Genomic DNA, 26,020 nt, shown 5'->3' with positions numbered 1-26,020 from the left:
ATACCAAAACAAGCGCCCAAAGCAATGCGCCATATCGCTAAAGCGATTTTTCAACCGCTAGTTTTACACATTCCCCACCGTGAGCGGAGCCATGTAGCTAATTTGCAAAGAAGTGACGCGCCATGCACTTGGCACCCAACGTCTCCCTCCGGATGTTGCCCTGCGAACCATCGATCCAGGCCTTTAGGCTCATAGGAACGTCCTCGACCTTTGCAGCATCGAACTCGGGCGCGAGGGCAAGTAAAGCATGCGCGAAAGCATTGAACATAATGGATACTCCTCATATATATAGGCGCAGAGCCGCCAAATTGATAGAAGGAGCCCCGCCGGACAACCCCGGCGGGGCTCGGACTCAGCCGCAGACGCGGCATCATATATGCGGGCGGAACGTAGGGGCCACCGATGTTAAGAAGTGTCAGCAAGCATAACGAAAGGTAGGGACCCCGTGCGCCCGTTATGTATCACGCGGATGGGCCGCGCGGATACCAAGGGAAGGAGGCGCTAGGCCTGGGCGGCAGCAGAGCTGGGGCCCTGGACCTTTGCCCACGTCTTGAGCGACAGCGTATCGATCTCGATAAAGCCGGCGCTGGCCTTCTCGTCAAACGTGGTGTCGCGGTCGTAGGTAGCCAGACCGTAGTCGTAGAGGCTGAAGGGGCTCTTGCGGCCGACGACATGGCAGTTGCCCTTAAAGAACTTCAGACGGACGGTGCCGGTCACGAACTTCTGGGTATCGGCCATAAAGGCATCGAGCGCGTTTTTGAGCGGGCTGTACCACTGGCCGTTGTACACGGCGGTGGCCCAATCCTGCTCGAGCTTGATCTTGGTCTTGAGCAGGTCGCCCTCGACGCAGATGTCCTCGAGCGCCTTGTGGGCGGTGATGAGCGTCAGGGCGCCGGGAACCTCGTAGCACTCGCGGCTCTTAAGGCCCACCAGGCGATCCTCGACCAGATCGAGACGGCCAAAGCCATTGTCGCCGGAGATCTTGTTGAGGGCGATGACGATCTCGGAGAGTTTCATCTTCTTGCCGTCGACGCCGACGGGCTTGCCGGCCTCAAACTCAATCTCGGTGTAGGTCGGGGTATCCGGCGTGTCCTCGGGGTTCTTGGTCATAACCCAAGCGTCGTCGAGCGGCTCGTTCCAGGGATCCTCCAGGTGACCGCACTCAATGGCACGACCCCACAGGTTGTCGTCGATAGAGTAGGGGTTGTCGTTGGCACCCTCGGGGACCGGCACGTTGTGGGCGTGGGCATAGGCGACCTCGTCGGGACGGCACTTCAGGTCCCACTCGCGAACCGGGGCGATAACCTTGAGCTCGGGGTCGAGGGCCTTGACGGCGGCCTCAAAACGGACCTGGTCGTTACCCTTGCCGGTGCAGCCGTGGGCGACGTAGGTCGCGCCAAACTCGTGGGCGACCTCAACAAGCTTCTTGGCAAGCAGCGGGCGAGACAGGGCGGAGAGCAGCGGATACTTGTTCTCGTACATGGAGTTTGCTGCGATGGCTTTGGTCAGGAACTCATCGGAGAACTCGTCGCGCAGGTCGAGCACCTGGCAATCGAGAACGCCCAGGTCGAGCGCCTTCTGCTTCTTGGCATCCAGTCCGGTCTCTTCCTGGCCCACGTTGCCGCAGACACAAACGACATCGAGATTCTTCTCGTCCTGGAGCCACTTGACACATACGGATGTATCAAGACCACCGGAATATGCGAGAACGACTTTTTCCTTGCTCATGGCTGTTTCCTTTCGCCCTTGGTAGCTAGTTAGAACATCGGTCAGTTGCAAGTCATTTCAAGGTCATATACCGTGCAATATCAGGTTAAATAGCAAAAATCAGCACATACATGCCCTAGAAACATGCAGCAATGTCGTGCTAAAACCCAACGACCTCAAAATGACTCTGTTGAGGCAATTCGCCCCATGCGGACAGAGACGATTGTTATCGTCGTCGGGAAATTGCGCGCTGGCGTCGGATGGCATTGTCTGCAGTGGTGATGATCGTTACGAACTGCATCTGCCTCTCCTTTCACCTATCGCCGGGCGCAATTCTAATATCGTAAACGGTACCTTTTCCTCGGTAAGCGGTTGTTTTTCCGTCTCCGTTTTCGATGGTCGCTATATTACGCTAAAGTGCTCGCAGCACAAGCGACAAATTCAAATTTCTGAAAAGTTTTTTCATTACTTTGTGAAGCGTGGTGCAAATACGCTCCGTTCCTGCGAAAATACGCCCGACTACGAATTGATGGTTATAACGTCTGAAACAATCTCGAAACGAAAGGCTCGCTTTTATGCAAACTTACGAATCGGACGCCAACATCGGCAACATTAAGATTCTCGCCGTCGATATGGACAAGACGCTGCTGACCGACGAGCGTGTGCTGCCCCAGGGTCTTGATGAGCGCCTGGACAAGCTCGCCGACGCCGGCATCGTATTCTGCCCCGCCAGCGGACGTCCCGCCCCCAAGCTCGAGGAGATGTTCGAGGGCATCAAAAACCGCCTTGCTTTTTGTCCCGACAACGGAGCGTGCGTGATCTATCGCGGCAGCTATATCTATAAGAGCATTATCGACGTGGAGCTGTACCAGCAGGTCTTGAGCCGCGCCTCGGAGGATCCTCGCGCTGTCCCCGTCCTGTGCTGCTTCGACGAGTTCTACGTGCTTGCCCGCGACCATCAATACCACGACGAGATCAGCGTCTACTACAACACAATCAACTACGTCGATAGCTTTGAGGGCATTGATATCGAGTCCAACAAGATCTCGATCTTCTTCCCCGCCTACGATGCCGAGCCCGCATTCCGCGAGACCTATAGCCCCGAGTTCTCGGACAAGCTCTACGTCACCAACGCCGGGCGCGAGTGGATCGACTTCATGAACTTGGGCGTCGACAAGGGCGCCGGCGTCGCGCACCTGTGCGAGCACCTGGACATCGATATCGCCGACGCCGCCGCCGTGGGCGATACTTACAACGATATCCCCATGCTGGAGCGCGTCGGACATAGCTTTATCGTGGACAATGCCGAGGAGCACATGAATGCACACGCCAAGTGGCGCATTCCGAGCAACAACGACGGGGGCGTACTGACGCTCATCGACGCCATCTTGGCGGCTCGTTAACGTGGCTCGTCGGACCTGGCCGGGCGAGGCGGGTAAGTTTTTCGCTCGGTCAGGTCCTGGGCTCGCTCGGAAAGCACATTAAGTGCTTTCCGGCTCGTGCGGAATCTACGAAAAACTTACCCGCCTCGCCCGGCCAGGTCCTTGGGTGACTTGCTCGCCGTCTGGGTGGCGTCTTGGCGCCTAGATACTTGGCTGGTTTTTTGGAATGAAGGGGGCTCCTTGTTGGCAAGGAGCCCCCTTCTGGTTTGGTTACTTTAGGGTTGTGGGCACTTCCCTATTTGGCGTCGGCCCAGGTTATGCCGGTGCTGGCTTCGGCGATTAGGGGGACACGGAGGTCTACTACGTGTTCCATGACGTCGCGGACCATGGTGGTTAGGCGCTCGACTTCGTCGATGGGGCACTCAAAGTCCAGTTCGTCGTGCACTTGCAGGATCATGTGGGCGGCAAAGCCTTCCTCTTCCAGGCGGCGGCTTACGCGGGCCATGGCGATCTTGATGATGTCGGCGGCGGTTCCCTGCATGGGGTGGTTCATAGCCGTACGCTCGCCAAAGCCGCGGAGTTGCGGGTTTTTGGCCTTGAGCTCCGGAATATGACGACGGCGGCCGTACATGGTCTCGGCGTAGCCCGTCTGCTTGGCACGTGCTACCACGTTGTCGAGGAACGTGCGCACGCCCGGGTAGGCCTCGTAGTAGCGATCGATCATGACGCGCGCCTCGGCCATCGAGATATGCAGCGACTGCGACAGGCCATAGGCCTGCTGGCCATACACGATGCCAAAGTTCACGGCCTTGGCGCGACTGCGCAGGTCGGGCGTTACCTCGGACACCGGCACACCAAACACGCGCGCCGCCGTCTCGGCATGGAAGTCCTCGCCCTCGTTAAAGGCGCGCACCAAGTGCTCGTCACCCGAGAGATGCGCCAGCAGACGCAGCTCGATCTGCGAGTAGTCCACCGCCAAAAAGACGCTTCCCTCGCCTGCCGAAAACGCCGTCTTGACGGTACGACCCAGCTCCGAGCGCGTCGGGATGTTCTGCAGGTTTGGGTCGCTCGAGGACAGACGCCCCGTTGCCGTGATGGTCTGGTTGTACGTAGTGTGTACGCGACCGTCACCACGGCGCAGCGGGCCCAGCGTGTCTAGATAGGTAGACTTGATCTTGGACTTCTCACGCCAGTCCAAGATCAGACGCACGATTTCGTGGTCACGGGCAAGGTCGCTCAGTACCTTGGCGTTGGTCGAATAATAGCCGCGCTTAGTCTTCTTGAGGCCCTTGGTCGGAAGCCCCATCACATCAAAGAGCACATGCGACAGCTGCATGGGACTGCCAATATTAAAGGTCTCGTCACCCGCCAGGTCGCGAATACTGCGCTCAACCTCGGTAATCTGGGTCGCCAGACCCTCGGACAGACTGTGCAGACGGTCGGGGTCCACGAGCATGCCCGCGCGCTCCATCTTAGCAAGTACCGGAACGAGCGGCATCTCGATGCCATCGAACACGTTGGCGGCATTCTCACGGACCATGCACTCGCGCAACGGCGCCACGAGCGCCAGCGTCAGAGCCGCAGTACGGGCGGCAGGCGCCGAAGCGTCCTCACCAGTACCCTCTGCGCCGCGCGCCGCAGGCAGCGCCATCTGCAGATAGGTATCGGCCAGATACGCCTCGTCAAACTCGGAGCGGTCGGAATCCAGCAGGTAGGCGGCAACCACGGTGTCGAAGATGCGCGTGGAATCGACTGCCAGCGGATCCATAAGCTCGGGCTCGGAAGAATCGATGGGCGAAAGCTCATGCAGCAGCGCTTTCATATCCGGGCTCGCCACGCGGCCCTCCACAAACAGGCGCGCAAGCACGCCGGCAATCATGCCGTGGGCGAAGTTGAAGCCCTCAACCCCAGCCGCCGCACAGCCGTCGCCCTCCTCGAGCGCGAACAGGCCCTTGGACGTCGCCAACCACAGCGTGCGCGTCAGTCCAAAGAGCGCGCCCTCTTCCTTGTCGTCGTCCACCACGGCGGCGACCCACTCGCCGGCATCAATCGCGCGGGAGACCTCAGCCGCAACGGCACCAAGCGCGTCAGCATCGCCGGCGGCTGCGCGGACCATCGCAGGTATCTCAAACACACTGGAGGCAGCAGCAGCCCCGCCCTCGCCGCCAATCAGCGCCAAGAAACGGTTCTGCATGGCGGTGATACCAAGCGTACCCAGTGCCGCAGACACCTCGTCGGCAGAAAACGCCGGGAAGGACGTCGCCTCAAAATCGAGCTCAACGGGCGCATCGGTGCGGATGGTCGCGACCTTGCGGCTCAGCAGGGCATCGTCGATGTGCGCGCGCAGGTTTTCGCCCATCTTGCCCTTGACCTCGTCGGCATGTGCGATGACCTCGTCCAGGCTACCGTACTGTGCGATGAGCGCGCTCGCCTTTTTGGGGCCGATGCCCGGTACGCCGGGAATGTTGTCCGACGTATCGCCCTTTAGACCGTAAAAATCGGGCACGAGCGCCGGCGTAATGCCGTGATACAGGTCGTCCACGCTCTCGGGCGTCATGATCGCCACGTCGGACAGGCCCTTGCGGGTCGAGACCACGTTGACGTGCTCGGTCACGAGTTGATACATGTCGCGGTCGCCGGTCACCAGTAGCATGTCGCAGCCGGCCTCTTCACCCAGGCGCGCCATGGTTCCCAGGATATCGTCGCCTTCCCAGCCCTCGGACTGCAGAATCGGCACGTTGAGCGCGGTGAGCAGCTCCTTAATCATAGGGAACTGCGCATGCAGATCGGGGTCCATGGGCGGGCGTTGCGCCTTATACTGCGGCAGCATCTCCATGCGCACGCGCGGTTTGCCCTTGTCAAACGCCACAACAACGCCGTCGGGGTTAAAAGCGTCGATCATCTTAAGAAACATGTTCAGGAAGCCGAAGATCGCGTTGGTGGGGCGACCGTCCGGCGCGTTCATGGTCGGCGGCACGGCGTGGAAGGCGCGATGCATGAGCGAGTTGCCGTCGATGACGGCAAAGGTACGGCGCTTGTCAGACATATTGAATACCTCGCTTTGGGCTGGGCACGGTTTGCTCACTCCAGTTTACACGCTCCCCGCCCCGCGGCCACCGCACATCAAGCTCCCCCGCCACCGTGAGCCCGCGCGTGATACGATGGCTCACGACACATCAACCAGCACGATCGATCCGAAAGGAGCCTGCGTCATGGAGCGTCCCTGTGCATGGAAAAAGTACACGCCACAGCAAGTCGAGGAGCTCGAGGAGCTTTGCCGCGGCTATAAGCAGTTTTTGAGTGAGAACAAGACCGAGCGCCTGTGCGTCAAGGCCGGCATCAAGATGGCCGAGGAGGCGGGATACGTCGACCTGGAGACCGTAATCGACGAAGGCCGCGAGCTCAAGGCAGGCGACAAGGTGTACGCCGCTAACCACGGCAAGGACCTTATGCTCGTCAACCTGGGCACCGCCCCGCTCGAGCAGGGCTTTAACATCCTGGGCGCCCACGTGGACTCGCCGCGCCTGGACCTTAAGCAGAACCCCGCTTTCGAGGCCGGCGACATGGCTTATCTCGACACGCACTACTATGGCGGCGTCAAGAGCTACCACTGGGTCGCTTCCCCGCTCGCGCTCGTAGGCGTCATCTGCAAAAAGGACGGCACCACCGTCGACATCAATATCGGCGACAAGGCCGACGACCCGGTCTTTACCATCTCCGACCTGCTGATCCATCTCTCGAGCGAGCAGATGGCCAAGCCCGCCAAGGACGCCGTCGACGCCGAGATCCTCGACGTGATCGTGGGCGGCCGTCCCGTCAAGTTCGATGAGGACGACAAGGACGCCCCCAAGGAGCCCGTCAAGCAGATGTTCCTGGACATCCTCAAGGAGCAGTACGACGTCGAGGAGGAGGACTTCCTCTCCGCCGAGATCGAGGTCGTGCCCGCCGGCCCCGCCCGCGACATGGGTCTCGACCGCTCCATGATTCTGGGCTATGGCCACGACGACCGCGTCTGCGCCTATCCGTCCATGCTCGCCCAGATCAATGTGGCCAATGTCGAGCGCACGAGCATCACGCTCATCGTCGACAAGGAGGAGATTGGCTCCGTGGGTGCCACCGGCATGACAAGTCGCTTCTTCGAGAACACCGTCGCCGAGATCATGACGCTCGCCGGCGAGGATAGCCCGCTGGCCCTGCGCCGCGCGCTCGCCCGCAGCCGTATGCTCTCCTCTGACGTGTCCGCCGGCTTCGACCCGGGCTATGCCGGCAAGTTCGAGACCAAGAACGCGGCCTTTATGGGTCGCGGCCTGTGCTTTAACAAGTACACGGGCAGCCGCGGCAAGGGCGGCTCCAACGACGCCGACGCCGAGTACGTGGCCCTCGTCCGCGACATCATGGACGAGGCCGGCGTGGACTTCCAGACCTGTGAGCTCGGCCGCGTCAACGCGGGCGGCGGCGGCACCATCGCCTACATCATGGCCAAGTACGGCATGAACGTCATCGATTCCGGTGTTGCCGTCCTGTCCATGCACGCCCTGTGGGAGGTCGCCAACAAGGCCGACATCTACGAGGCCTATCGCGGCTACAAGGCCTTCATCGAGCGAGCCTAACCAACCCTTCATCAGTTGCGGTGAAATACGGACTAAACTGGCCCATAAACGGCCAAAACAGACCGTATTCCACCGCAACTTCCTTTTTGGCAGAGGAGAGTCCATGCTGCAGGTCATCATTTCGCCCGCCAAGCAGATGCGCGCGGCCCAAGATGCTTTTGAAGTCCTGGGCATTCCACCTTTTGCGCACGAGACTTCTCGCCTCCACCGCGCACTGCTAGATATCGAGCGGAATGAAGGCAGCGGCGGCCTGCAGGCGCTGTGGAACGTGAGTGACAAACTGCTGGGGCCTTGCCTCAACACCCTGCATGAGTTCGGGCCCATCCTGAAAAACGGCGATCTTGACAATCCCGCACTCGCCCGTCACCTCTCCCCTGCTGTCATGTCCTATCACGGCATTCAATACCAGAGCATGGCACCCGAAGTGATGGATTCCGCGCAGCTCGCATGGCTGCAAGACCATCTGTGGATCCTCTCCGGCCTCTACGGGTGCGTTCGTCCCTTTCATGCCGTCGAACCGTATCGGCTGGAGATGGGCGCGAAGCTCGCCGTTGACGATGCCCGAGACCTCTACGCGTTTTGGAGCGACAAGCTCGCGCGGGCTACCGCCCCGGCAGGCTCAAACACCACGATCGTCAACCTCGCCAGCGTAGAGTATGCCAAAGCCGTTCTGCCCCACCTCGCGGGCAACGCCACAGCCGTCACGTGCCTCTTTGGCGAGGGTATCCGCAACGGGAAGCCCATCCAACGGTCGACCGCCAGCAAAAAGGCGCGCGGCTCCATGGTGCGGTGGATGGCAGAAAACAAGCTCGAGGATGCAAGCGAACTTACCACATTCAACATCGGCTATCGGCACATCCCCGAGCTTTCAGACAAAAACACCCTGGTATTCATGAACGCGCAGGCACAATAGGCCCGCCGTTTCCAAACACCCCGTTACTCCGCCAAGCCATCGGCCTTTGCAATCTCGCTCGTCGAGCCATCTTGGTAGGTAACCTTAACGTGCTCTACGTCGGATACCGTAACGCCCGACGGAGGTTCCAGACGCCACTCCGTCAGAGCGATATCCATGGTCGTGGGTGCATCGCCCTGATCTTTGAGCTTCACCATGAGTGTTTTGAGTGCCTCATCAAACGTCACGCGTTCGATTTCTTCACCCGGAATAGACCCGCCGCTCAACTGCAGCTGCACAAACTCGTCGCGCAGATACCAATAGTCGCCCGGTGCGGCAACCGTGTTGCCACCAGAAACTTTCATGGTCATAATCGGCAGGCCCTCGTCGGCTTCAAACCCCCAGGTGGCGCCGCCAGGACCGCCGAACGTCCAAATACAAAAGGCAATCACCAACACGGCAAGCACCGCAAAACCAATCGCGACAAGGCCATGGTGCGCACGGCTTTCCTCGGCCGATACATCCCATTGCGTCTCTCGATATAGATGCTTGTCTTCCATGTACGCCTCCCCACAGGCACGCTCGTTAGGCCAATCGTACCCATTCGAGCTATACTTGAGCCCATTACATAAACGGGGAGCTTGCAGGACAAGACGGCAGGCTGAGACTGGGCGCGCCCGCCCTGACCCGCAAACCTGATATGGGTAATGCCAACGAAGGGAGCCGTGCCAATGAGCACACAGACCGAGCCCAAGCTCGTCACGCAAATCGACTTCGCCCGTGCCGGGCAGATCACGCCGCAGATGAAGGAAGTCGCCGAGCGCGAGCATCGCGACCCCGAGTACATCCGCGAGCGCGTGGCCGACGGCCGCATCGCCATTCCCGCCAATATCGTGCACATCAAAAAGGGCATGCGCGCCTTTGGCGTCGGTGAAGGCCTGTCCACCAAGGTCAACGTCAACCTGGGCATCTCGGGCGACAAGGCCGATGCCGCCGAGGAATGGAAGAAGGTCAAGATCGCCGAGGACTTTGGCGCCGACGCCATCATGGACCTCTCCAACTCGGGCAAGACACGCCAGTTCCGCCAGCAGCTCATCGACGAGACGCCGCTCATGGTAGGCACCGTCCCCATGTACGACGCCATCGACTACATGGAAAAGCCGCTGGTCAAACTCACCAAGGACGACCTATTCGAGGTCGTGCGCGCACATGCCGAGGACGGCGTGGACTTTATGACCATTCACTGCGGCATCAACAAGTCGGTCACCAAGACCTTTAAGGAGACCGGCCGCCTGATGAACATCGTGAGCCGCGGCGGTTCACTGCTGTTTGGTTGGATGGAGGTCACCGGTAACGAGAACCCGTTCTATGAGTTCTACGACGAGTTGCTCGAGATTTGCCACGAGTACGACGTGACGATTTCGCTCGGCGACTCCTGCCGCCCGGGCTGCCTCTACGACTCCAACGACGCCACCGAGACCGCTGAGATGATCGAGCTGGGCAAGCTGTGCAAGCGCGCTTGGGCCGCCGGCGTCCAGGTCATGGTCGAGGGCCCGGGTCACATGGCGCTCGACGAGATCGCCGCCAACATGAAGCTACAGAAGCGCCTGTGCCACAATGCCCCGTTCTATGTGCTCGGGCCGCTGGTGACCGATATCGGCGTGGGTTACGACCACATCACCGCTGCCATCGGCGGCGCCATCTCCGCCAGCTCCGGTGCCGACTTCCTGTGCTACGTGACACCGGCCGAGCACCTGTGCCTGCCCAACGCCCAGGACGTGCTCGATGGCCTCATGGCCACCAAGATCGCCGCACACGCTGCCGACATCGCCAAAAAGGTGCCCCACGCCCGCGACATGGACGACAAGATGGGCCAGGCACGCCGCAAGCTCGACTGGGACGCTATGTGGAAGTGCGCGCTCGACCCGGTTACGGGCAAGAAGCGCTACGAGGAGTCTCCCGCCGCCACCGAGGGCACTTGCACCATGTGTGGCAAGATGTGCGCCGTCCGCACCGTCAACAAGATCTTCGAGGGCACCACGATCGACCTCGGCATGGAGGACTAGCCCTGTCGCTGCGGCCGCTTCTGGCGACGAGCTGGTGCCTGTCAATTGTTGACGTGTGAACATTTGCTTACATTTGCGTAAAGATTGCATCGCCCGCCCGGGTTCGACATAGAGTCGGCCCGGGCATCTTTATAATGCTGGCTTAAAGACCCATTTGATTCCGACCGAACAAGGGAGCGAACATGGATCGCAGTAAGGTACCTGCCGTTCTATCCATCGCAGGATCCGATTCCAGCGGTGGCGCCGGCATTCAGGCCGACATCAAGACCATCACGGCGCACCGCCTGTATGCCGAGACGGCCATCACCGCCATCACCGCACAGAACACCCTGGGCGTCACCGCCGTGCAGAACATCTCCCCGGATATTGTCGCGGCGCAGATCGATGCCGTTTTTGACGATATCCGCCCCAACGCCGTCAAGATTGGCATGGTTTCCTCTGCCGAGATTATCGATGCTATCGCCGACCGCCTGAGCGCTTGGAACGCGACAAACGTGGTAGTCGACCCCGTCATGGTAGCCACCTCGGGCGCACGGCTGATTGCCGAAGATGCCGCCGAGGCGCTCACCCGCCGCCTGTTCCCGCTAGCGACGGTTATCACGCCCAATATTCCCGAGGCCATGGCGCTGCTCGATTACGAGGTCGATTCCGAGCGCACGCAGCAAAATGCCGCCATGCTCCTCACCCGCCGCTTTGGCTGCGCGTCCCTCGTTAAGGGCGGGCATTTTGTCAACGAGGCCAACGATGTACTGGCCGAACCCGCGCCACTCGATGACGAGGGCAACCATCTGGGAGATCCACTCACCACGTGGTTCCGCCACAAGCGCATCGAGACCGACAACACACACGGCACCGGCTGCACGCTCTCGTCCGCCATCGCCTGCGCGCTGGCTCAGGGCATGGATCTTGCCGACGCCGTCAACGCCGGCAAGGCCTACCTGACAGGCGCTCTGGCCGCCGGCTTTAACATGGGCAAAGGCTCCGGCCCTGTCAACCACATGTGGCAGTATTAAGATTCGCAGCCCAAACCACCGCAAAGGACACCTTTGTGGTGGTTCCCATAAACATCTCGATCCGTAACAGTTAGAGTCCATTTTTCGGCCCACCTGTTACAAATCGAGACATCCAAATTCCGCTGAGAAGATAATCTCGATCTGTAACAGTAACTCGGCAAAATCGACCCTAGATGTTACAGATCGAGACAAACGACCGATATCGACCTAAATAATCTTAATCTGTAACATCTAGCCCGTTTTCGGCCTTACAACTGTTACAGATCAAAACAAACCAACGAAACAAGCCGTCGCAAGGGGAACTACTGTACTGCTTTGGGTCGCGCTACTCACCAAGCATCTCTTGGAGCTTGGCTGCCACGGCGTGGCCCAGGCTCTCGTGGCTTTCGGGCATCATGTGCAGATAATCGATATCGCCCGGCTCGGCAAAATCAGCGGCATTCAAAAAGTCGCAGCCAAACTGTTTAGCAGCATACGCATAGTATTCGGCAAAATGCTCCGAGGCCTCGACGGAGCGCTCGTCAAAGTCGGTCATGTACACATCGGCGATCTGCGGTTTAATCTTGATAGGCGCCATCAGCAGAATACGCGGGCAGGGCGCGGCTTCGGTCCAGGGAAACGCGCGGACGGTGCGAATCAGCGCCATGGCACCGTCAGCGATATCGGCAGCCCCCACGCTAAAGACCGTCTTGCAGTCGTTGGTGCCCAGCATAATCACGATCGCATCCAGCGGCTTATGAGCCTCGAGCAGCATCGGCAACGCGCGGATGCCGTTGAGATTAGTGTCCAGATGGCACATGTCGTCGCGTACCGTCGTGCGGCCGTTGAGGCCTTCCTCAATCACGTGCCAGCCCTCGCCCAGGTCTCGCTGGGCCACGCCGCACCAGCGCACATCGTACGCATAGCGTACCGCGGTGCCGTCGCGCATGCCCGCCGGATCATAGCCATAGGTATTGCTGTCACCAAAGCACAGAACGTTTTTCATCGTAAGCCTCTCCTTTAGTAAAAAGCCGACGGGAGCAGCCCTCCCGCCGGCTCGACCTATCTGTCGGCCCGTACCGATTACAGGTACTTGCGCCAATCGTCATCGTCCTCATCGTCCTCGGCGGCAGCCTGGGCCTGCTCGGCGGCGCGAGCAGCCGCAGCGCGTGCGGCAACCTGGGCATAGGACTCCTCGTTGCGCTCGGGGAAGTTTGCCAGCACGTGCTCGAACTTGGCAAAATCCTCATCCCATCGCGTAGAAGGCACGGCAAAGAACACCTGCTTGACCTTAAAGTCGCCCGATGCGAGCTCCTTGCGGAAGAGCTCGGCCGCGGCCTCGGCGTCAAAGCCGTTGTTGTCGCAACCCCAAGCACCCAGTACGAGCTTCTCGCGACCCAGCTCGTCGCAGATGGCAAGCACAAAGCGGATGCGATCGCGCAGAGCGTCAAGCAAGGCATCGTCGCTCACGCGATACTCCTGGCGAGCGCGCTTGGCGTTGGGCGCGGCGGCCACGATCACGTCGGCATACGCATGCACGTGGTTGCGGTCGAAGCGCACCGCAGGCACCACCAGCGCACGGTTGCGGTAAAGCTCGCAGTTGATGTTGCGGCGACGGTTCTCGCCGTACCATTTGCGCTGTTTATCGAGCACGTTGTACAGGTACGAATCGGCACAGAGCGTGGCCTCCTGACCCAGATAGCCCTGGATGTAGCCGCCGCCCGGGTTGGTGAACGAGGCAAAGGCGAGCACGGCCATGTCGCAGAATTGCGCGTAGCCTCGGCCGTTATCCAGAATGGCCTGCGTGGCAGAGGCGTCGAGCACGGTGACCTCGGGCAGGACCGGAGCGGGCTCCTCGGCGGCAGGCGCGGACTCGGTCTCCGTGGCCTCCTCTGCGGGTGCAGGCTCGGCCGTAACCTCGGTCTCGGCGGACGCAACCTCAGCGGTCTCGGCCTCGGCGGCCTCAGACTCCTCGGCAACCTGTTCCTCGACAGCGTCGGCCGCTTGGGCCTTGGCCTTCATCGCCGCGACAAAACCGGCAGGCATACCATCGAACTCGCACACACCGGCAAGCGAACGCTCGATATCCTTGGCGCACGCTTCGGACACAGTTGCCACGTGACGCTCGGCGGCCTTGGCACGGGCCTCGCGCTTGGGATTGGGCTGACCCGCTCGGTTGGACCTGCGGTTACGGTTCCTGTTGTCGACGTCTGCCATAAGTGGTCACCTTTCTCGGTCTCTGCCGCCATCGGCTTTTCCCATCCATGATACCCCGCCGCGTACAAAAAAGACGGCCCCGAAGGACCGCCTTTCGCATCGTTTTACCGTGTCCGGCAGGAAGCGTCGCAATGCCGCGCTTTAATCGCGACGGCCGAGGATGTTCAAAATGCGCAGGAATACGTTGATAATATCCACGAACAGGTTAGAGGCCATAAGCACGGCGTTGGGCAGTGTGGGCGGCACCGTCGTGGCAACATAGGTGTCATAGCCAATAAACCCGGCGAACACCACGATCACGATCAGGTCGGTGATGGACTGCGAAACGCCCATGAACATCAGCACGACCTCAACCAGAATCGTGGCGAGCAGAATGCCAAAGCCGATGCCATATACGCGCTGGAAAAACTTGGGGAACGTCACGCCCAGCGCACCGAAGACAAAGGTGATAGCAGCGGTGGCGATAAAGGCGGTGTTGATGGTGGGCAGGTCATAGTTGGCAAGGCCAAACGACGCGGTCAGGCCAAAGGTGCTCGCAAAGATCACGTAACCCACGAGCGACAGGCCCACGGACTGTTTGCTGGCAGCAGCCGACATCATGACGATGCCGACAATAGTCAGGATAAACGAGCCAAAGACCAGTGGCAGGGCGGCGCCGCTCATCATCATGCGGGCAAACGCCATGGTGCTCGTAAAGTAAGCACCAGCGCCCATGGCACAAAAGCCCAAGAAGATGAGGGCAGACATGGAAAGATTGTACGCACGCGGCGACATCTCCTTGGCACGGCTTGCGCCAGTTTCGATGGGGCCGTTCTGATAGCCCTGGATATCGTTCATACTTCGTCCTTTCACAAAGCGCCGTGAAAGACGGCGCAGCAGATGACAAGATTCTTGTCATTGTACCCGAATGCCGTACGTCCTTACCTACGGCGCTCGCCCTCGAGCGTGCGATCAAAGGCCCAGACCCACCAACGCATCACGTGTGCCTGCGAGCCGTCCGCCCGCTCGCGCGTCTGGTCCTCCAGATACAACTCGGTCGCGTGCCCGCCAAAACGCACCTTATAGGTCGCCGTACGGATGCCGTGGACCGTCAGGCCAAACCCGGTGGTCGAGATAATTTCATCGATTGTAAAACAACGTCCGTCGACCCAGCAGACGGTGACCGGCACGACTTGTCCGCCCGCGAGGATGCGGGCCACGACGTCCACATACTGCTTGTGCACGCGCCGAGTTTTGCCGTCTGTCTGTCGATATTCCATGCCTCCTATTATCGAACGCATGTTTGCATGTTGTAAAGCGAACAGACTGTGGTTTTGGGGTGTCGTAGTAATCGCACGTGTCCGCATGGCGTGTTAGCAAAAAGAACACCCGCGGTCAACAGGGCTAATATTCAATTTTAGTGCCAAAAAGTTCACTTCTCCCATCAGAACTCGGTAAAGAGACCCGCAGGAGGTGATACGATTTATCATGTTTTTGTAACGTGTCTGCAAACTTCGAGAAAGCCCATATATGGACGTAACGTTCTCAACCTTCCTCGGCCAAATTGTGTCGAACCCAGTCCTTGCCGTCACCGTGATCCTCGCGTTGGGCGCCATCTTCGTCAATGGATGGACCGACGCGCCCAACGCCATCGCGACCTGCGTCACTACGCGTTGCATGCCCGCCCGCGCCGCCATTCTCATGAGCGCCGCATTCAACTTCCTCGGCGTGCTCATCATGACGCACTTTAACGCGAGCGTCGCCAACACCATCTCACATATCGTCGACTTTGGCGGAAACAGCACCATGGCGCTCGCCTGCCTATGCGCGGCGCTGTTCTCCATCGTCGTCTACGGCGCCACAGCGTCGCGTTTTGGCATCCCCACCTCGCAAAGCCACAGCCTTATCGCCGGCCTGACCGGTGCCGCCATCGCCCTCGGCGGTGCGAGCAGCGTCAACGTCCACGAGTGGATGAAGGTCATCTACGGTCTGGCGCTCTCCATCGGCCTGGGCTTTGTCATGGGCTGGGTCCTGTGCAAGCTCGTCTCGATTCTTTTCGCCGCCGCCAACAGGCGACGTGCCAATGTCTTCTTTAAATACGCTCAGATCGCGAGCGCTGCGGCCATGAGCTTTATGCACGGCGCGCAGGATGGACAGAAGTTCATCGGCGTGCTCTTTTTAGGCGTGGCCTTTGCCAGCGGCCAGACGAGCGTCGGCGATGCAGGCATCCCCATCTGGATTATGCTGCTGTGCTCGGCCACTATGGGTATCGGCACCAGCGTGGGCGGCGAGCGCATCATCAAGTCCGTCGGCCAGAGCATGGTCAAGCTCGAAAAGTATCAGGGCTTCTCCGCCGACCTGGCGGGCGCCGCAAACCTGCTGCTTGCCACCCTTACCGGCATCCCCGTGTCCTCCACACACATCAAGACCTGCGCCATCATGGGCGTCGGTGCCGTCAAGCGCCTCTCAGCCATCAACTTCGGCGTCGTCAAAGACATGATGTTCACCTGGTTCTTCACCTTCCCCGCCTGCGGACTCATCAGCTTTGTCATGGCCAAGCTGTTCATGATGTTCCTCTAGTCAAACCGAACGTCCATCCGGACTGCATTACCTCGCCCACCCGTCTTCGCCTCGAAAGGACCCACCCATGGCAAAGAAACCCGATTCGTTCTACTTCGACAACTACGTCGTCTGCGCCGACCTTGCCGTCCAGGCCGCCGAGCTGCTCACCAAGATTTTCGAGAACTTCGATCCCGCAAAGATTCACGATATGCTCAACAAGATGCACGCGATCGAGCATGCGGCCGACAAGAAGCACCATGAGCTTGAGGACGCCTTGCTCACCGCCTTTATCACCCCGCTCGAGCGCGAGGATCTGGATCTGATGAGCTGCTCACTCGACACCGTGCTCGACCGCATCGAGGGCGTCGTGCAGCGCGTCTACTTCACCAACATCCAGAGCATCCATCCCGACGCCATCGTCATCGCCCACAAGGTGACTGACGCCTGCCGCGCCATGAAAGACCTGATGGTCGAGCTGCCCAACTACCGCAAGTCCAAGACCCTGCGCGAACTCGTCATCCAGATCAACACCATCGAGTCCGAAGCCGACGAGCTCTATATCAACGCCATGCGCAACCTGCACGTTAACGGCAAGGACCCGCTCGAGGTCATCGCCTGGCGTGACGTGTACGCCTTCCTGGAGTACTGCGCTGACTGCTGTGAGAATGTGGCCGATGTTGTGGATTCGATTGTCATGAAGAACAGTTAATTGGGGGTACGTGTCCCGGCGGCGAAGGGCCGGCACCTGTTTGCTTTCTCACTCCGGCTGCATGGCAGAGTCGTTCGAAAGTAAACAGGTGCCGGCCCTTCGCCTTACGTACCACCATTGGGAACTTTGGCTGATACTTTGAAAGCGATGGGGCTTTTGTTGGCGGGGCCTTTGGACCCGATTGGGAACTTTGGGACCGCCTTAAACGTTTGGGTGGATGGGGCTTTGGGTACCCTTTGTTTTACTTTGGATTGATTCGTTGAATTTGGAGGTCTTGGTTGTGAGTTATTTGGATCTGGCTCGTGGTCGGTATTCTTGTCGTTCGTTTGAGGACCGTCCTGTTGAGCAAGCTGTGGTGGATGCCATTGTTGAGGCTGGGCGGATTGCTCCTTCTGCTTGTAATAATCATCCAACCCGTGTGATGGTGTTGGATACGCCTGAGCTTCTGGAGAAGGCTGCTGCTTGTCAGCCTCGGTTTGCTCGTGATGGGTCTATCTTTGGCGCTCCGCTTATCTTCCTTATTTGCAGCGTTACCGATGATGCTTGGGTGCGCCCGTATGATCAGATGAATTCCAGCGAAATCGATACATCCATCGTTTGCGATCAGATGATGATGGAGGCCACCGAGCAGGGCCTGGGAACGTGCTGGGTATGCCATTTTAAGCCAGAGGTGGCACAGGAGCAGTTCAATCTGCCCAAGGGCGTTTATCCCTATCACATGCTTGTCTGTGGCTATCCTGCCGACCACATCGCCGACCCCGAGCATCGCGAGGCCCGTACCATTCCCCTCCCCAACTTCCTCCTCAAGTAGTTTTTTGGCACATGCCCTAAAACCTACCTTTTACCGCTCACCCATTCGCCGAGTTCTGCGCCACAATGTGCAGGGCTCGGTTTTTTATGTTGCGCGCCCCTGCACAGTCATAAAAAAGGACCCGCAAGCTGCGGGTCCTTTCTAGGCACTAAATTGTAGGCCGAATGTTAGTCCAGGTCGTCGGCGGCAAAGTTGTCGATCGGGGCGAAGGGATCGGCCACGGGGACAACCGGGTCAGCGACGGGCAGCGGCTCGGCGGGAACAGTCACCGCAGGAGAAGCGGCGGAACCGACCGGCGTGGAGGCCATGAGGTCAGCCGGGAAGGAGTTCTGGGCATCGTCCATGAAGTGCTGGATGAGCTTGAGATACTCGGCCTTGAACTCCTCACGGGAAGCCTTCAGACGGTCGATTTCCTCGAGCTCGGCCTGCTTTTCAGTCAGAGCCTGGCGGATAACCTCGCGGGCCTTGGCGTCAGCCTCGTTGCGGATACGCTCAGCGTTCTCATTGGCATCGTTGACGATGGTCTCAGCGGTCTGCTGGGCAGCGATCAGGGCAGCGGAAATCTGGCGCTCCTGAGCGGAGAAGTCAGGGGCGGGAGCAGCCACGGGGGCGGCAGGAACGGCCTGGGCGGGGGCATCCTGAGCCTGGGCAAGCTGAGCCTGCGCATCGGCAAGCTGCTGCTCGGTAGCAGTCAGACGACCCTTAAGGTCGACGATCTTAGCGAGCATAGCGTCAACCTCGGAGGACAGCGTCTCCAAGAAGACGTCGACCTCAGCAGGATCGTAGCCACGCTTGGCCTCAGAGAAAGTCTGAGCCTGGATGTCTGCAGGGGTAATAGCCATAACAAGTCTCCTTTTTCATCGCCTCGGCGCTACACGCCCGACGTAAGTTACTAAGTCAGTTCTACACGAGTATACCTATAAGAAGCTGCAGAACCAGCCTCTGCACCAACTGCAACGCAATAATCGCAACGACCGGCGAAAAATCGATACCGCCCATCGGCGGGATGAAACGACGGAACAGGTTAAGCCACGGACCGCACACGCTATCAAGCACCGCGGCAATATCCTGAAGCAAACCACCCTGCTTCATGGGAATCCACGTCATAAAGCAGTAGACGACAATAAGCGTGGAATAGAAGTTGAACAGCGTGTTGACCAGCTGGACGATAGTGTAGATGTTGATGGGAATCTCCTCGTCTTGTCTTTACTTAAGGTAGCCGTCGGCACGAAGCTTCTTGAGATCGGAATCTTTGACCTCGCAACCGGCGGGCAGCACCATAAACACGCGGTCGCCCACCTCCTTGACCGTGGCACCCAGACCGCAGGCAAAGCCGTAAGAGAAATCCAAGACGCGCTTGGCAACTTCGGTGCGTACGCCCACAAAAATCAGTGCGACAGGCTGCTTGGTGCGAACGCGGCGCACCACGGTCTCCACGTCGTCATAGCTCTCGGGGCGCAGGACATAGGCCGGCAGCTGCGGCGTGGCGTTGATGATATTGCTCGCATAGGCCGAGGCATCGCTCGGTGCAGGTGCGGGCGCAGCGGCGGCACGGGCGCGGGTGTTCTCGGCGTAGCTCGACGGCGTGTCATAGGCACCAGGACGATAACCGCTCGCAACACTGTCCTGCGAGCGCGAAGGCGGATTATACGTCGTGGCGTGGCGGGAGTCATCGCCGACCAGCTGACCGGAGCGCGTATACACGGCAACCGACTCAGCTTCACCGCGGCGCGTCTGACCAAGCAGGCCGTTGCTCGGCTCGTCTTGGGTGTAGAAGCCCTCGCCCGAAGCACCGCTGTAGCCGTTGCCCTGATAGCCGTCATCGTAGCCGTCATCGTAGCCGTAGTCGTCGTCCTGGCCATAACCCTGGTCGTAACCCTGCTGGCCGCCCAGGTGCATCTTATTTTTAATCTCGTCAAGGAAGCCCATGGTTGTGTCCTCTCGCGGTTTAGTGCAGGCGCCCCAATAATCAGTGCGCACTTCAGAGCCTTATTTTACTGCAAACTCCGGGCTAAATACTACCCTGCCCAGGCGAACGAGCGTAGAGCCCTCCTCAAGGGCAGGCTCAAAGTCCTCGCTCATGCCGCAGGAAAGCTCAGGCAGGTTCAAATCGGAATGCGCCGCCTCCAGCTCATCCCTCAGCTCACGAAGCCCCGCAAAGGTGCGGCGTGCCACATCCTTATTCCCCCGGGGCGCCATAGTCATAAGCCCCTGCACGCAAATTCCCTCAAGTTCCGCAAACTCACCCGCGGCGGCGCGAATCTCATCGGGCGAAAAGCCTCCCTTCGACTCCTCACCACTCACATTGACCTCAATGAGCACACGCTGAGGGCCGGCGAGCTCGCCTGCCTCGATCTTGCGGACAGCACGGCTCGAGATCGCCTGCGCCAGATGCAGCGAACCCACCGAGTGAATCAGCTCGGCTGAGCCCAGCACCGCATTGATCTTATTGGTCTGCAGGTTGCCGATCATATCGAAGCGCACCTCGGGCAGCTCCGGATGCTCCGCCAGACCCGTGAGCTTGCGAACCAGCTCCTGCGGGCGGTTCTCGGCAAAATGGCGATACCCCGCCTGGATGGCGGCAACGGTCTCATCGACACCAACGGTCTTGGACACGGCAATGAGGCTCGCGGCGTCGTGGGGACGGCCTGCGCGATCGAGCGCCGCATAAAAACGTTCCAGAATCTGCTCGCGGCGAGCGCGCATCAAGTCCAAATAGTTATCCATTGCTAATCGCCTCCGCTGACAGCCAAACAAGTAGTCCCATGCTAACGCAAGAGCGCGGCCCCGCATGTGCAAGGCCGCGCTCACTTAGGTATTTACAATCTTTCGACGAACGGGGTTACTTACTCCTCGTCGTCCTCGCCATCGTCCTCGTCCTCAAGATGATCAAGCAGGTAGCGAAGACCCTCGCTGACCTCGTTAGCGGGCACCTTGGCAACGTAGCGAGCGTCGACGGCGGGCCTCATGATAACACCCTCGCCCGAAGGCACGCGCATGCTCTCGAGCTCATCCTCATCAGTGCGGGCGATATCGCCGGCAGTCATACGCTGTCCGGTCAACAGGAAGGTCAGACGGCAGGCGGCATCGATGGAAATCGAAGCAATGCGATCGAGGTAGCGCGAAACCATGATGGCGCGGCGCAGGTCGTCATAGTTGCTATCGTCATCCATAAACTCGCCCGCGTCCATGCGGTTGAAGGTACGGAAGAACTTCTCGTACGCCGCATGCACCGGCTCGTCCTCGACGGCCAGGTTGCAGATGATGGACATGTCATTGGTGACGAGCGCAGAAAGCGACGAGCCCAGCACCTGGTAGACAGCTTCGGCCTCGGCCTCGACCGTGCCGACAAGCTCCTTGGGCAGCGAGATGTCGGCCTTGACCATATGACGCGTGGCGCGGCAGATCTGGCGAACCTTATCGGTCATGCGCTGCAGGTTAAAGTCGACGTAGATGATCGTCTGAAGCAGGCGGAAGTCGGAGGCGACCGGTGACTGCGTGGCGATCAGGTTGTAGCAGACGGCCTCCAGGTTGGCGCAGCGCGCGTCAATCGAAAGCGTGCGCTTCTTGGTCTTGGTGGCGAGCTTGCGGTCGTCGGTCACATAGGCCTTCACGGCATCGTGGAGGGCCAGATCGACGGCCTCGTAGATGCTCAGCATCTCGTGACGGGCTTCGATGAGCTGACGGGAAAACAGTTTGCGCATGGTTCACTCCAATCAGTTGGGTGCGGTCATGCCGCCCGCACAGTGAATACGCACCGGACCAGGTCCGATCGACTTGGGACTAGTCGCACCGATCAGCCAAAGCGGCCGGTGATATAGTCTTCCGTCCGCGAGTCCACCGGGCTGGTGAAGATCGCGTCGGTTTGACCATACTCGATGAGCGTGGCGGGCTCGCCGGCAACTTCCTGCAAGAAGAATGCGGTGTAATCGCTAATACGAGCTGCCTGCTGCATTGAATGCGTGACGATGATGATCGTCATCTCGGGCGCCAGCTCGGCCATCAGATCCTCGACCTTAGAGACGGACGTGGGGTCGATGGCGGAGCAGGGCTCGTCCATCAGAAGGACATCGGGCTGCACCGCAAGCACGCGCGCGATGCACAGACGCTGCTGCTGACCGCCCGAGAGCGCCAAACCATCCTTGTTGAGCTGATTGGATACCTCTTTCCAGAGGTTGGCGCGCTTGAGCGATTCTTCCACGATGTCATCGAGGTCGCTTTTGCTAGTCACGCCCTGCAGACGAGGGCCAAAGGCGACATTCTCGTAGATGGATTTGGGAAACGGGTTGGGCTGCTGAAAAATCATGCCCACGCGACGACGGAGGTCGACCGGGTCGACACCCTCGGCATAGATATCATTGCCGTCGAGCGTCATGGTGCCCTCGACGCGCGTACCCTCGATCAGGTCATTCATGCGGTTGATGCAGCGCAAAAACGTCGACTTGCCGCAGCCCGAAGGGCCAATGAAGGAGGTGATGGCGTTTTTGGCGATGTTGAGGTCAAGCCCCGTCAGCGCATGAAAGTCACCGTACCAAAAGTTGAAATCCTTGGCCGTAATGGCCGCTTGCTCCAGCGTGGGAGCGGACTGATAAACGGACATGGGACTCCTTAACTAGCGACGTTTGCGCGACAGGAAGCGCGCAAACAGGTTGAAGGCCAGAATGATCACCATCAGCAAGAGCGCAGTGCCGTAGGCTGCGTTCATGTTGATGCCGTCGTTGGCAAGCAGGTACAGATGAACCGTCATGGGGCGGCCGGAATCGAGCGGCGAAATAGGCAGGTTGATGGCTTGGCCCATGGTGTAGAGCACCACGGCGGTCTCGCCGATGGCGCGGCCGATGGCAAGCACGATGCCTGTGGCAATACGGCCAAAGGCAGAAGGGAGCACGATCTTGGAGACAACCTGCCACTTGGTGGCGCCCAGGCCGTACGCGCCCCAACGGATATAGCGCGGAACGGCGCGAATGGCCTCTTCGGTGGTGCGCATGACGATGGGAAGCATCAAGAGCGCGAGTGCCAGAGCGGCAGAGACCATCGAAAGACCCAGGCCCATGGCCTCGACAAACAAGGCGTAGCCAAACAAGCCCATAACGATGGAGGGCACCGAAGCCAAAGCGTCAGCAGCGTAGCGAATGAGCTCGACGACCTTGCCCTGCTTGGCGTACTCGGCCAGATAGACGGCTGCCAGCACAGCGATCGGCGTGCAGATAAGCATGGCGAGCGCCGTCACATAGACGGTCGAGACGATCGTGGGCCAAATTCCGCCCTCGGCATTGACGCCCTGAGGCCAACCGAAGATGAAGTCGAGCGAGATATGCGGTAAGCCGTTAACAACCACGTAGGCGATGATAGCGACCAGCACCAGCGTGGTGATGTAGGCAGCAGCACGAAACACGCCAAGCATGATCTTGTTGGACAGGTCCTTGTTGATGCGGCCCTTCTTGCCGTGGGAAAGGGCACGCTTGATGCGCTCGCGCGACGAGGTCGTATCGACCGTCGTGTCAACGGAATCGGACATAGCCTACCCCCTCTTCTTCTTGGAAATCAGACGGACGATGCCTACCAACGTGGCGGAGATGATAAACAGGACCACGCCCATGCCGAACAGCGCCGAGCGGTGCAGACCCGAGGAATAGCTCATGTCGAGCGCAATCTGGCTCGTGAGCGTCGAGATGGGGCTCGCAATGCTGTCGGGAATAACCGGGGCGTTACCCACGACCATGAGCACGGCCATGGTCTCGCCGATGGCACGGCCCATACCCAGCACGATGGCATCCACGATACCCAGCTTGGCGGCAGGTAACACGACCTTATAGATGGTCTGCCACTTGGTGGCGCCCATGGCATAGGATGCCTCGCGAATGCCCATGGGAATGGAATTGAGAGCATCGATGGTGAGCGTGGTGATGGTAGGGACGATCATGATGGCAAGCACGAACCACGCCGTCAGCGCACCAAAACCAAGACCACCGGTCAGTTGCGCGATAAACGGACGGATGATGATCATTCCAAAGAAGCCATAGATGATAGAAGGGATGCCGGCCAACAGGTCAACGGCAGGGCTGATAAGCTTGCGCACGCGCTTGCCGGCGATCTCGACCAGGTATACGGCCGTACCCACACCTAGCGGCACGCCCATGGCGAGCGCACCGACGGTCACCAGACCTGAGCCGGCAAGCAGCGACATGATGCCGTAGTGGCCCTCAGAGGGCGCCCACGTAAAGCTAAAGAAGTCCGCCAGACCGATGTCAGTAAAGACGGGCAGCGCCGAGTACGTGGTAAAGACAAAAATCAGGATGACGGTAACGACCGCCAAGAACGCGCAGGCAAAGAAGGTCCACTGCAGCGCCTTCTCCTTGATATAGGTACTGCGCGATACGAGCGCCAGCTCGCGCTTCTTGGGCGTCTGAACATTCTGCTCAGTCTGGGAGTTTTCCTGTGCTTCCATGCTACTCACTCCCCTTCTCGTCGTTGGTGACGGGGATAAAGCCCGCCTCGCGAATCTGCTTGTCCATCTTTTCGGACGTCACGTAGTCGATGTAATCCTGCGCCTGCTGCGAAGGCGCACCCTTAACAAAGAAGTAAAGGTCGCGCGAGATGGGATAGCCGCCGCTCGCGACCGTCTTCTCGGACGCCTCAACATGATTGACCGAGACGGCCTTGACCGAGGTCTTGGCGTTGAGGCTATCGACGAAGCCCAGCGAAATGTAGCCAATGGCACCGCGCGAACGAGATACCACGTCGCGCACCTGGCCCGTACCCGAAAGAACAGCCGAGCGGCGATCGAACGGCGTGCCGTCCATCACGATGGTACGGAAGGCCTCGCGCGTACCGGACGCCTCATCTCGGTTGATGACCTGGATCTTCAGGTCCTCGCCACCGACTTCTTTCCAGTTGGTGATCTTGCCGGCGTAAATATCGCGGAGCTGCTCGGTCGAGAGGTTATCGACCGGGTTATCGTCGTTCACGATGACCGCGATACCGTCGTGGGCAATGACGATGGGAGTCAGGCCCAAATCCTGTTCGTCGGCATTGAGTCCACGGGAGGAGCTGGCGATATCGGCCGTGCCGGCGCTGACGGCCTCGATGCCAGCGGAAGAACCCAAACCGGAAACGAGCACGTCGATGCCGGTCTCCTCCTTAAAGCCCTCGGCCGCAATCTCGGCGATAGGAAGGCAGGTCGTGGAGCCGGCGACGGTAATGGAAGAGGTAGAAGATCCCGAAGAACAGGCGCACAGCGTAAGTGTAAGCACAGCGGCGCTCAGGACCGATACGATCTTTCTCATAGCATCACGCCGATCGCAGCATGGCGCCCACAGGTGCCGTCCTCGTTACGGTAGGAATAAAAGCGGTCGTTCTGACGCACGGTCGAAAGCTGGGTATCCACGATATTATCCGCGTCGACACCGACATCTACCAGCGCCTCGCGAATGGCAGCGGAAAGATCGAGCATGCGAGAGGTACTCGCATCGATGCAAGAGAACTCGGCGGCAAAGCGATCCATGAGCTCCTGGGATACTTCATATTCGTCGCCCAAGATATGGGGGCCGATATAGGCGGAAACGTCGCTCGCATCGCAGCCGGCAGCATCGCAAAGCGCCTGGCACGCCTTGGCGGAAATACGTGCAATCGTACCCTTCCAACCGGAGTGCACCACGGCAAATCCGCCAGGGGCCACCAGCACCACGGGAACGCAGTCGGCAAAGCAGAGCAGCACGGGCACGTTATGCGCCGTACAGACGATGGCATCGCAGCCCTCGGCAATCTGCTCGCGGACGTCCTCAAGGTCATCGGCGCCGTTCGAGGTCACCGCAACGATATGGTCACCATGGACCTGATTGGGAACGAGCAGGTTGTGCTCGCACTCGGCGGCACCCATAGCCTCGAGCGCGCGACGACGATTTTCTTGAACAGCAAAGGGGTCATCGCCAACATGCGAGCCCAAGTTGAGTGAGGAGTACGCATCTTCGGAAACACCACCGGCGCGCTCGGTAAAGGCAAAGCGAACATCGGATGTCGCGCCTTCCACCAACGTAACTCCATCATGGTCGACACGCGAAACGTTGTCCGCACGTGCTGCCATACTAAAGCCT

Annotated in this window: 26 protein-coding genes and 1 riboswitch; of the genes, 8 read left to right on the top strand and 18 right to left on the bottom strand. The window is 59.6% G+C overall.

What is annotated here, in order from left to right:
- Positions 1-97 precede the first annotated feature (97 nt).
- Together KTF55_RS05035 and KTF55_RS05030 are read right to left on the bottom strand one after the other, a co-directional pair.
- Entirely contained in the window at positions 98-268 is a 171-nt protein-coding gene (locus tag KTF55_RS05035; protein WP_156961417.1) for a hypothetical protein, read from the bottom strand.
- Between the two features lie 233 nt (positions 269-501).
- Positions 502-1,728, bottom strand: a complete 1,227-nt coding sequence (locus tag KTF55_RS05030) for an argininosuccinate synthase (RefSeq protein WP_217107782.1) — start codon at positions 1,726-1,728, stop codon at positions 502-504.
- 554 nt (positions 1,729-2,282) lie between these two features.
- On the opposite strand from KTF55_RS05030, the gene KTF55_RS05025 reads away from it, so the two are divergent.
- Entirely contained in the window at positions 2,283-3,110 is an 828-nt protein-coding gene (locus tag KTF55_RS05025) for a Cof-type HAD-IIB family hydrolase (protein WP_217107781.1), read from the top strand.
- A 274-nt stretch (positions 3,111-3,384) separates the two neighbouring features.
- On the opposite strand, the gene polA is transcribed toward KTF55_RS05025, so the two are convergent.
- Positions 3,385-6,135 carry a DNA polymerase I gene (gene polA / locus KTF55_RS05020; protein ID WP_217107780.1) on the bottom strand — a complete coding sequence of 917 codons (2,751 nt, stop codon included), beginning with the start codon at positions 6,133-6,135 and terminating at the stop codon, positions 3,385-3,387.
- A 166-nt stretch (positions 6,136-6,301) separates the two neighbouring features.
- Between polA and KTF55_RS05015 the strand changes: the two genes are divergently transcribed.
- Positions 6,302-7,699 (top strand): aminopeptidase, encoded by a 1,398-nt coding sequence (locus KTF55_RS05015; protein WP_217107779.1) that lies wholly within the window; start codon positions 6,302-6,304, stop codon positions 7,697-7,699.
- A 103-nt stretch (positions 7,700-7,802) separates the two neighbouring features.
- Positions 7,803-8,612 (top strand): YaaA family protein, encoded by an 810-nt coding sequence (locus KTF55_RS05010; protein WP_217107778.1) that lies wholly within the window; start codon positions 7,803-7,805, stop codon positions 8,610-8,612.
- Between the two features lie 23 nt (positions 8,613-8,635).
- Here the strand turns inward: KTF55_RS05010 and KTF55_RS05005 are convergent, their stop codons facing one another.
- Positions 8,636-9,151, bottom strand: coding sequence for a hypothetical protein (locus tag KTF55_RS05005; protein WP_217107777.1), 516 nt, complete (start codon positions 9,149-9,151; stop codon positions 8,636-8,638).
- Between the two features lie 63 nt (positions 9,152-9,214).
- Positions 9,215-9,330, top strand: a riboswitch (TPP riboswitch).
- On the opposite strand from KTF55_RS05005, the gene thiC reads away from it, so the two are divergent.
- Together thiC and thiD are read left to right on the top strand one after the other, a co-directional pair.
- A complete protein-coding gene (gene thiC / locus KTF55_RS05000) occupies positions 9,323-10,657 on the top strand; it encodes a phosphomethylpyrimidine synthase ThiC (protein ID WP_217107776.1) in 1,335 nt (444 codons plus the stop codon). (Overlaps the previous riboswitch by 8 nt.)
- A 182-nt stretch (positions 10,658-10,839) precedes the next feature.
- Positions 10,840-11,670, top strand: coding sequence for a bifunctional hydroxymethylpyrimidine kinase/phosphomethylpyrimidine kinase (gene thiD / locus KTF55_RS04995; protein ID WP_217107775.1), 831 nt, complete (start codon positions 10,840-10,842; stop codon positions 11,668-11,670).
- Positions 11,671-11,995: 325 nt separating this feature from the next.
- Here thiD and KTF55_RS04990 read toward each other — a convergent pair whose 3' ends face one another.
- From KTF55_RS04990 to KTF55_RS04975, 4 genes are all read right to left on the bottom strand, one after another.
- The gene (locus KTF55_RS04990) at positions 11,996-12,655 is read right to left on the bottom strand and encodes an SGNH/GDSL hydrolase family protein (protein WP_217107774.1); all 660 of its coding nucleotides are present in this window, start codon (positions 12,653-12,655) and stop codon (positions 11,996-11,998) included.
- 77 nt (positions 12,656-12,732) lie between these two features.
- Positions 12,733-13,866: a TIGR02452 family protein gene (locus KTF55_RS04985; protein ID WP_217107773.1), complete on the bottom strand. Its 1,134-nt coding sequence runs from the start codon at positions 13,864-13,866 to the stop codon at positions 12,733-12,735.
- A gap of 141 nt (positions 13,867-14,007) precedes the next feature.
- Positions 14,008-14,703, bottom strand: a complete 696-nt coding sequence (locus KTF55_RS04980; RefSeq protein WP_217107772.1) for a Bax inhibitor-1 family protein — start codon at positions 14,701-14,703, stop codon at positions 14,008-14,010.
- An 83-nt stretch (positions 14,704-14,786) separates the two neighbouring features.
- Positions 14,787-15,125, bottom strand: a complete 339-nt coding sequence (locus KTF55_RS04975) for a hypothetical protein (protein ID WP_147346257.1) — start codon at positions 15,123-15,125, stop codon at positions 14,787-14,789.
- 250 nt (positions 15,126-15,375) lie between these two features.
- On the opposite strand from KTF55_RS04975, the gene KTF55_RS04970 reads away from it, so the two are divergent.
- The 3 genes from KTF55_RS04970 to KTF55_RS04960 all read left to right on the top strand — a co-directional run bounded on the left by KTF55_RS04970 (position 15,376) and on the right by KTF55_RS04960 (position 17,927).
- The gene (locus KTF55_RS04970) at positions 15,376-16,425 is read left to right on the top strand and encodes an inorganic phosphate transporter (protein ID WP_006234237.1); all 1,050 of its coding nucleotides are present in this window, start codon (positions 15,376-15,378) and stop codon (positions 16,423-16,425) included.
- A 67-nt stretch (positions 16,426-16,492) separates the two neighbouring features.
- A complete protein-coding gene (locus tag KTF55_RS04965; RefSeq protein ID WP_217107771.1) occupies positions 16,493-17,116 on the top strand; it encodes a DUF47 domain-containing protein in 624 nt (207 codons plus the stop codon).
- Between the two features lie 280 nt (positions 17,117-17,396).
- Entirely contained in the window at positions 17,397-17,927 is a 531-nt protein-coding gene (locus tag KTF55_RS04960; protein ID WP_217107770.1) for a nitroreductase family protein, read from the top strand.
- Positions 17,928-18,094: 167 nt separating this feature from the next.
- Here KTF55_RS04960 and KTF55_RS04955 read toward each other — a convergent pair whose 3' ends face one another.
- The 10 genes from KTF55_RS04955 to KTF55_RS04910 all read right to left on the bottom strand — a co-directional run bounded on the left by KTF55_RS04955 (position 18,095) and on the right by KTF55_RS04910 (position 26,010).
- Positions 18,095-18,769 (bottom strand): DivIVA domain-containing protein, encoded by a 675-nt coding sequence (locus KTF55_RS04955; protein WP_022094499.1) that lies wholly within the window; start codon positions 18,767-18,769, stop codon positions 18,095-18,097.
- A 61-nt stretch (positions 18,770-18,830) separates the two neighbouring features.
- On the bottom strand, positions 18,831-19,076 hold the full coding sequence (locus KTF55_RS04950; protein ID WP_227790178.1) for a YggT family protein: 246 nt from the start codon (positions 19,074-19,076) through the stop codon (positions 18,831-18,833).
- Positions 19,077-19,133: 57 nt separating this feature from the next.
- The gene (locus tag KTF55_RS04945) at positions 19,134-19,856 is read right to left on the bottom strand and encodes a cell division protein SepF (protein WP_022094497.1); all 723 of its coding nucleotides are present in this window, start codon (positions 19,854-19,856) and stop codon (positions 19,134-19,136) included.
- Positions 19,857-19,916: 60 nt separating this feature from the next.
- Positions 19,917-20,654, bottom strand: a complete 738-nt coding sequence (locus tag KTF55_RS04940; protein ID WP_217107769.1) for a YggS family pyridoxal phosphate-dependent enzyme — start codon at positions 20,652-20,654, stop codon at positions 19,917-19,919.
- Between the two features lie 119 nt (positions 20,655-20,773).
- The gene (locus KTF55_RS04935) at positions 20,774-21,631 is read right to left on the bottom strand and encodes a PhoU domain-containing protein (RefSeq protein ID WP_217107768.1); all 858 of its coding nucleotides are present in this window, start codon (positions 21,629-21,631) and stop codon (positions 20,774-20,776) included.
- Between the two features lie 92 nt (positions 21,632-21,723).
- Positions 21,724-22,527: a phosphate ABC transporter ATP-binding protein PstB gene (gene pstB / locus KTF55_RS04930; RefSeq protein ID WP_089571588.1), complete on the bottom strand. Its 804-nt coding sequence runs from the start codon at positions 22,525-22,527 to the stop codon at positions 21,724-21,726.
- A gap of 12 nt (positions 22,528-22,539) precedes the next feature.
- Positions 22,540-23,445 carry a phosphate ABC transporter permease PstA gene (gene pstA / locus KTF55_RS04925; protein WP_217107767.1) on the bottom strand — a complete coding sequence of 302 codons (906 nt, stop codon included), beginning with the start codon at positions 23,443-23,445 and terminating at the stop codon, positions 22,540-22,542.
- 3 nt (positions 23,446-23,448) lie between these two features.
- Positions 23,449-24,375 (bottom strand): phosphate ABC transporter permease subunit PstC, encoded by a 927-nt coding sequence (gene pstC / locus KTF55_RS04920; protein WP_217107766.1) that lies wholly within the window; start codon positions 24,373-24,375, stop codon positions 23,449-23,451.
- A gap of 1 nt (position 24,376) precedes the next feature.
- Positions 24,377-25,213, bottom strand: a complete 837-nt coding sequence (locus KTF55_RS04915) for a phosphate ABC transporter substrate-binding protein (RefSeq protein WP_099431531.1) — start codon at positions 25,211-25,213, stop codon at positions 24,377-24,379.
- Positions 25,210-26,010 carry a polyphenol oxidase family protein gene (locus KTF55_RS04910; protein ID WP_148332199.1) on the bottom strand — a complete coding sequence of 267 codons (801 nt, stop codon included), beginning with the start codon at positions 26,008-26,010 and terminating at the stop codon, positions 25,210-25,212. The genes KTF55_RS04915 and KTF55_RS04910 overlap by 4 nt, the downstream gene beginning before the upstream one ends.
- Positions 26,011-26,020 lie beyond the last annotated feature (10 nt).

The sequence above is a fragment of the Collinsella sp. MSK.8.10 genome (assembly GCF_019041915.1).
Taxonomy (GTDB): Bacteria; Actinomycetota; Coriobacteriia; order Coriobacteriales; family Coriobacteriaceae; genus Collinsella.
Note: the sequence above shows the minus strand (reverse complement) of the source record. Positions and strands in the feature narration are given on the sequence as shown.

Coding starts and splice junctions, on each gene's coding strand:
- KTF55_RS04970 (WP_006234237.1), top strand. CDS start 15,376: ATGGACGTAACGTTCTCAACCTTCCTCGGCCAAATTGTGTCGAACCCA.
- KTF55_RS04985 (WP_217107773.1), bottom strand. CDS start 13,866: ATGGCAGACGTCGACAACAGGAACCGTAACCGCAGGTCCAACCGAGCG.
- KTF55_RS05030 (WP_217107782.1), bottom strand. CDS start 1,728: ATGAGCAAGGAAAAAGTCGTTCTCGCATATTCCGGTGGTCTTGATACA.
- KTF55_RS04915 (WP_099431531.1), bottom strand. CDS start 25,213: ATGAGAAAGATCGTATCGGTCCTGAGCGCCGCTGTGCTTACACTTACG.
- pstC (WP_217107766.1), bottom strand. CDS start 24,375: ATGGAAGCACAGGAAAACTCCCAGACTGAGCAGAATGTTCAGACGCCC.
- thiD (WP_217107775.1), top strand. CDS start 10,840: ATGGATCGCAGTAAGGTACCTGCCGTTCTATCCATCGCAGGATCCGAT.
- thiC (WP_217107776.1), top strand. CDS start 9,323: ATGAGCACACAGACCGAGCCCAAGCTCGTCACGCAAATCGACTTCGCC.
- pstB (WP_089571588.1), bottom strand. CDS start 22,527: ATGTCCGTTTATCAGTCCGCTCCCACGCTGGAGCAAGCGGCCATTACG.
- KTF55_RS04975 (WP_147346257.1), bottom strand. CDS start 15,125: ATGGAATATCGACAGACAGACGGCAAAACTCGGCGCGTGCACAAGCAG.
- KTF55_RS05010 (WP_217107778.1), top strand. CDS start 7,803: ATGCTGCAGGTCATCATTTCGCCCGCCAAGCAGATGCGCGCGGCCCAA.
- KTF55_RS05005 (WP_217107777.1), bottom strand. CDS start 9,151: ATGGAAGACAAGCATCTATATCGAGAGACGCAATGGGATGTATCGGCC.
- KTF55_RS04955 (WP_022094499.1), bottom strand. CDS start 18,769: ATGGCTATTACCCCTGCAGACATCCAGGCTCAGACTTTCTCTGAGGCC.
- pstA (WP_217107767.1), bottom strand. CDS start 23,445: ATGTCCGATTCCGTTGACACGACGGTCGATACGACCTCGTCGCGCGAG.
- KTF55_RS04940 (WP_217107769.1), bottom strand. CDS start 20,654: ATGGATAACTATTTGGACTTGATGCGCGCTCGCCGCGAGCAGATTCTG.
- KTF55_RS04910 (WP_148332199.1), bottom strand. CDS start 26,010: ATGGCAGCACGTGCGGACAACGTTTCGCGTGTCGACCATGATGGAGTT.
- KTF55_RS04980 (WP_217107772.1), bottom strand. CDS start 14,703: ATGAACGATATCCAGGGCTATCAGAACGGCCCCATCGAAACTGGCGCA.
- KTF55_RS05035 (WP_156961417.1), bottom strand. CDS start 268: ATGTTCAATGCTTTCGCGCATGCTTTACTTGCCCTCGCGCCCGAGTTC.
- KTF55_RS04935 (WP_217107768.1), bottom strand. CDS start 21,631: ATGCGCAAACTGTTTTCCCGTCAGCTCATCGAAGCCCGTCACGAGATG.
- KTF55_RS04945 (WP_022094497.1), bottom strand. CDS start 19,856: ATGGGCTTCCTTGACGAGATTAAAAATAAGATGCACCTGGGCGGCCAG.
- polA (WP_217107780.1), bottom strand. CDS start 6,135: ATGTCTGACAAGCGCCGTACCTTTGCCGTCATCGACGGCAACTCGCTC.
- KTF55_RS04965 (WP_217107771.1), top strand. CDS start 16,493: ATGGCAAAGAAACCCGATTCGTTCTACTTCGACAACTACGTCGTCTGC.
- KTF55_RS04990 (WP_217107774.1), bottom strand. CDS start 12,655: ATGAAAAACGTTCTGTGCTTTGGTGACAGCAATACCTATGGCTATGAT.
- KTF55_RS05015 (WP_217107779.1), top strand. CDS start 6,302: ATGGAGCGTCCCTGTGCATGGAAAAAGTACACGCCACAGCAAGTCGAG.
- KTF55_RS05025 (WP_217107781.1), top strand. CDS start 2,283: ATGCAAACTTACGAATCGGACGCCAACATCGGCAACATTAAGATTCTC.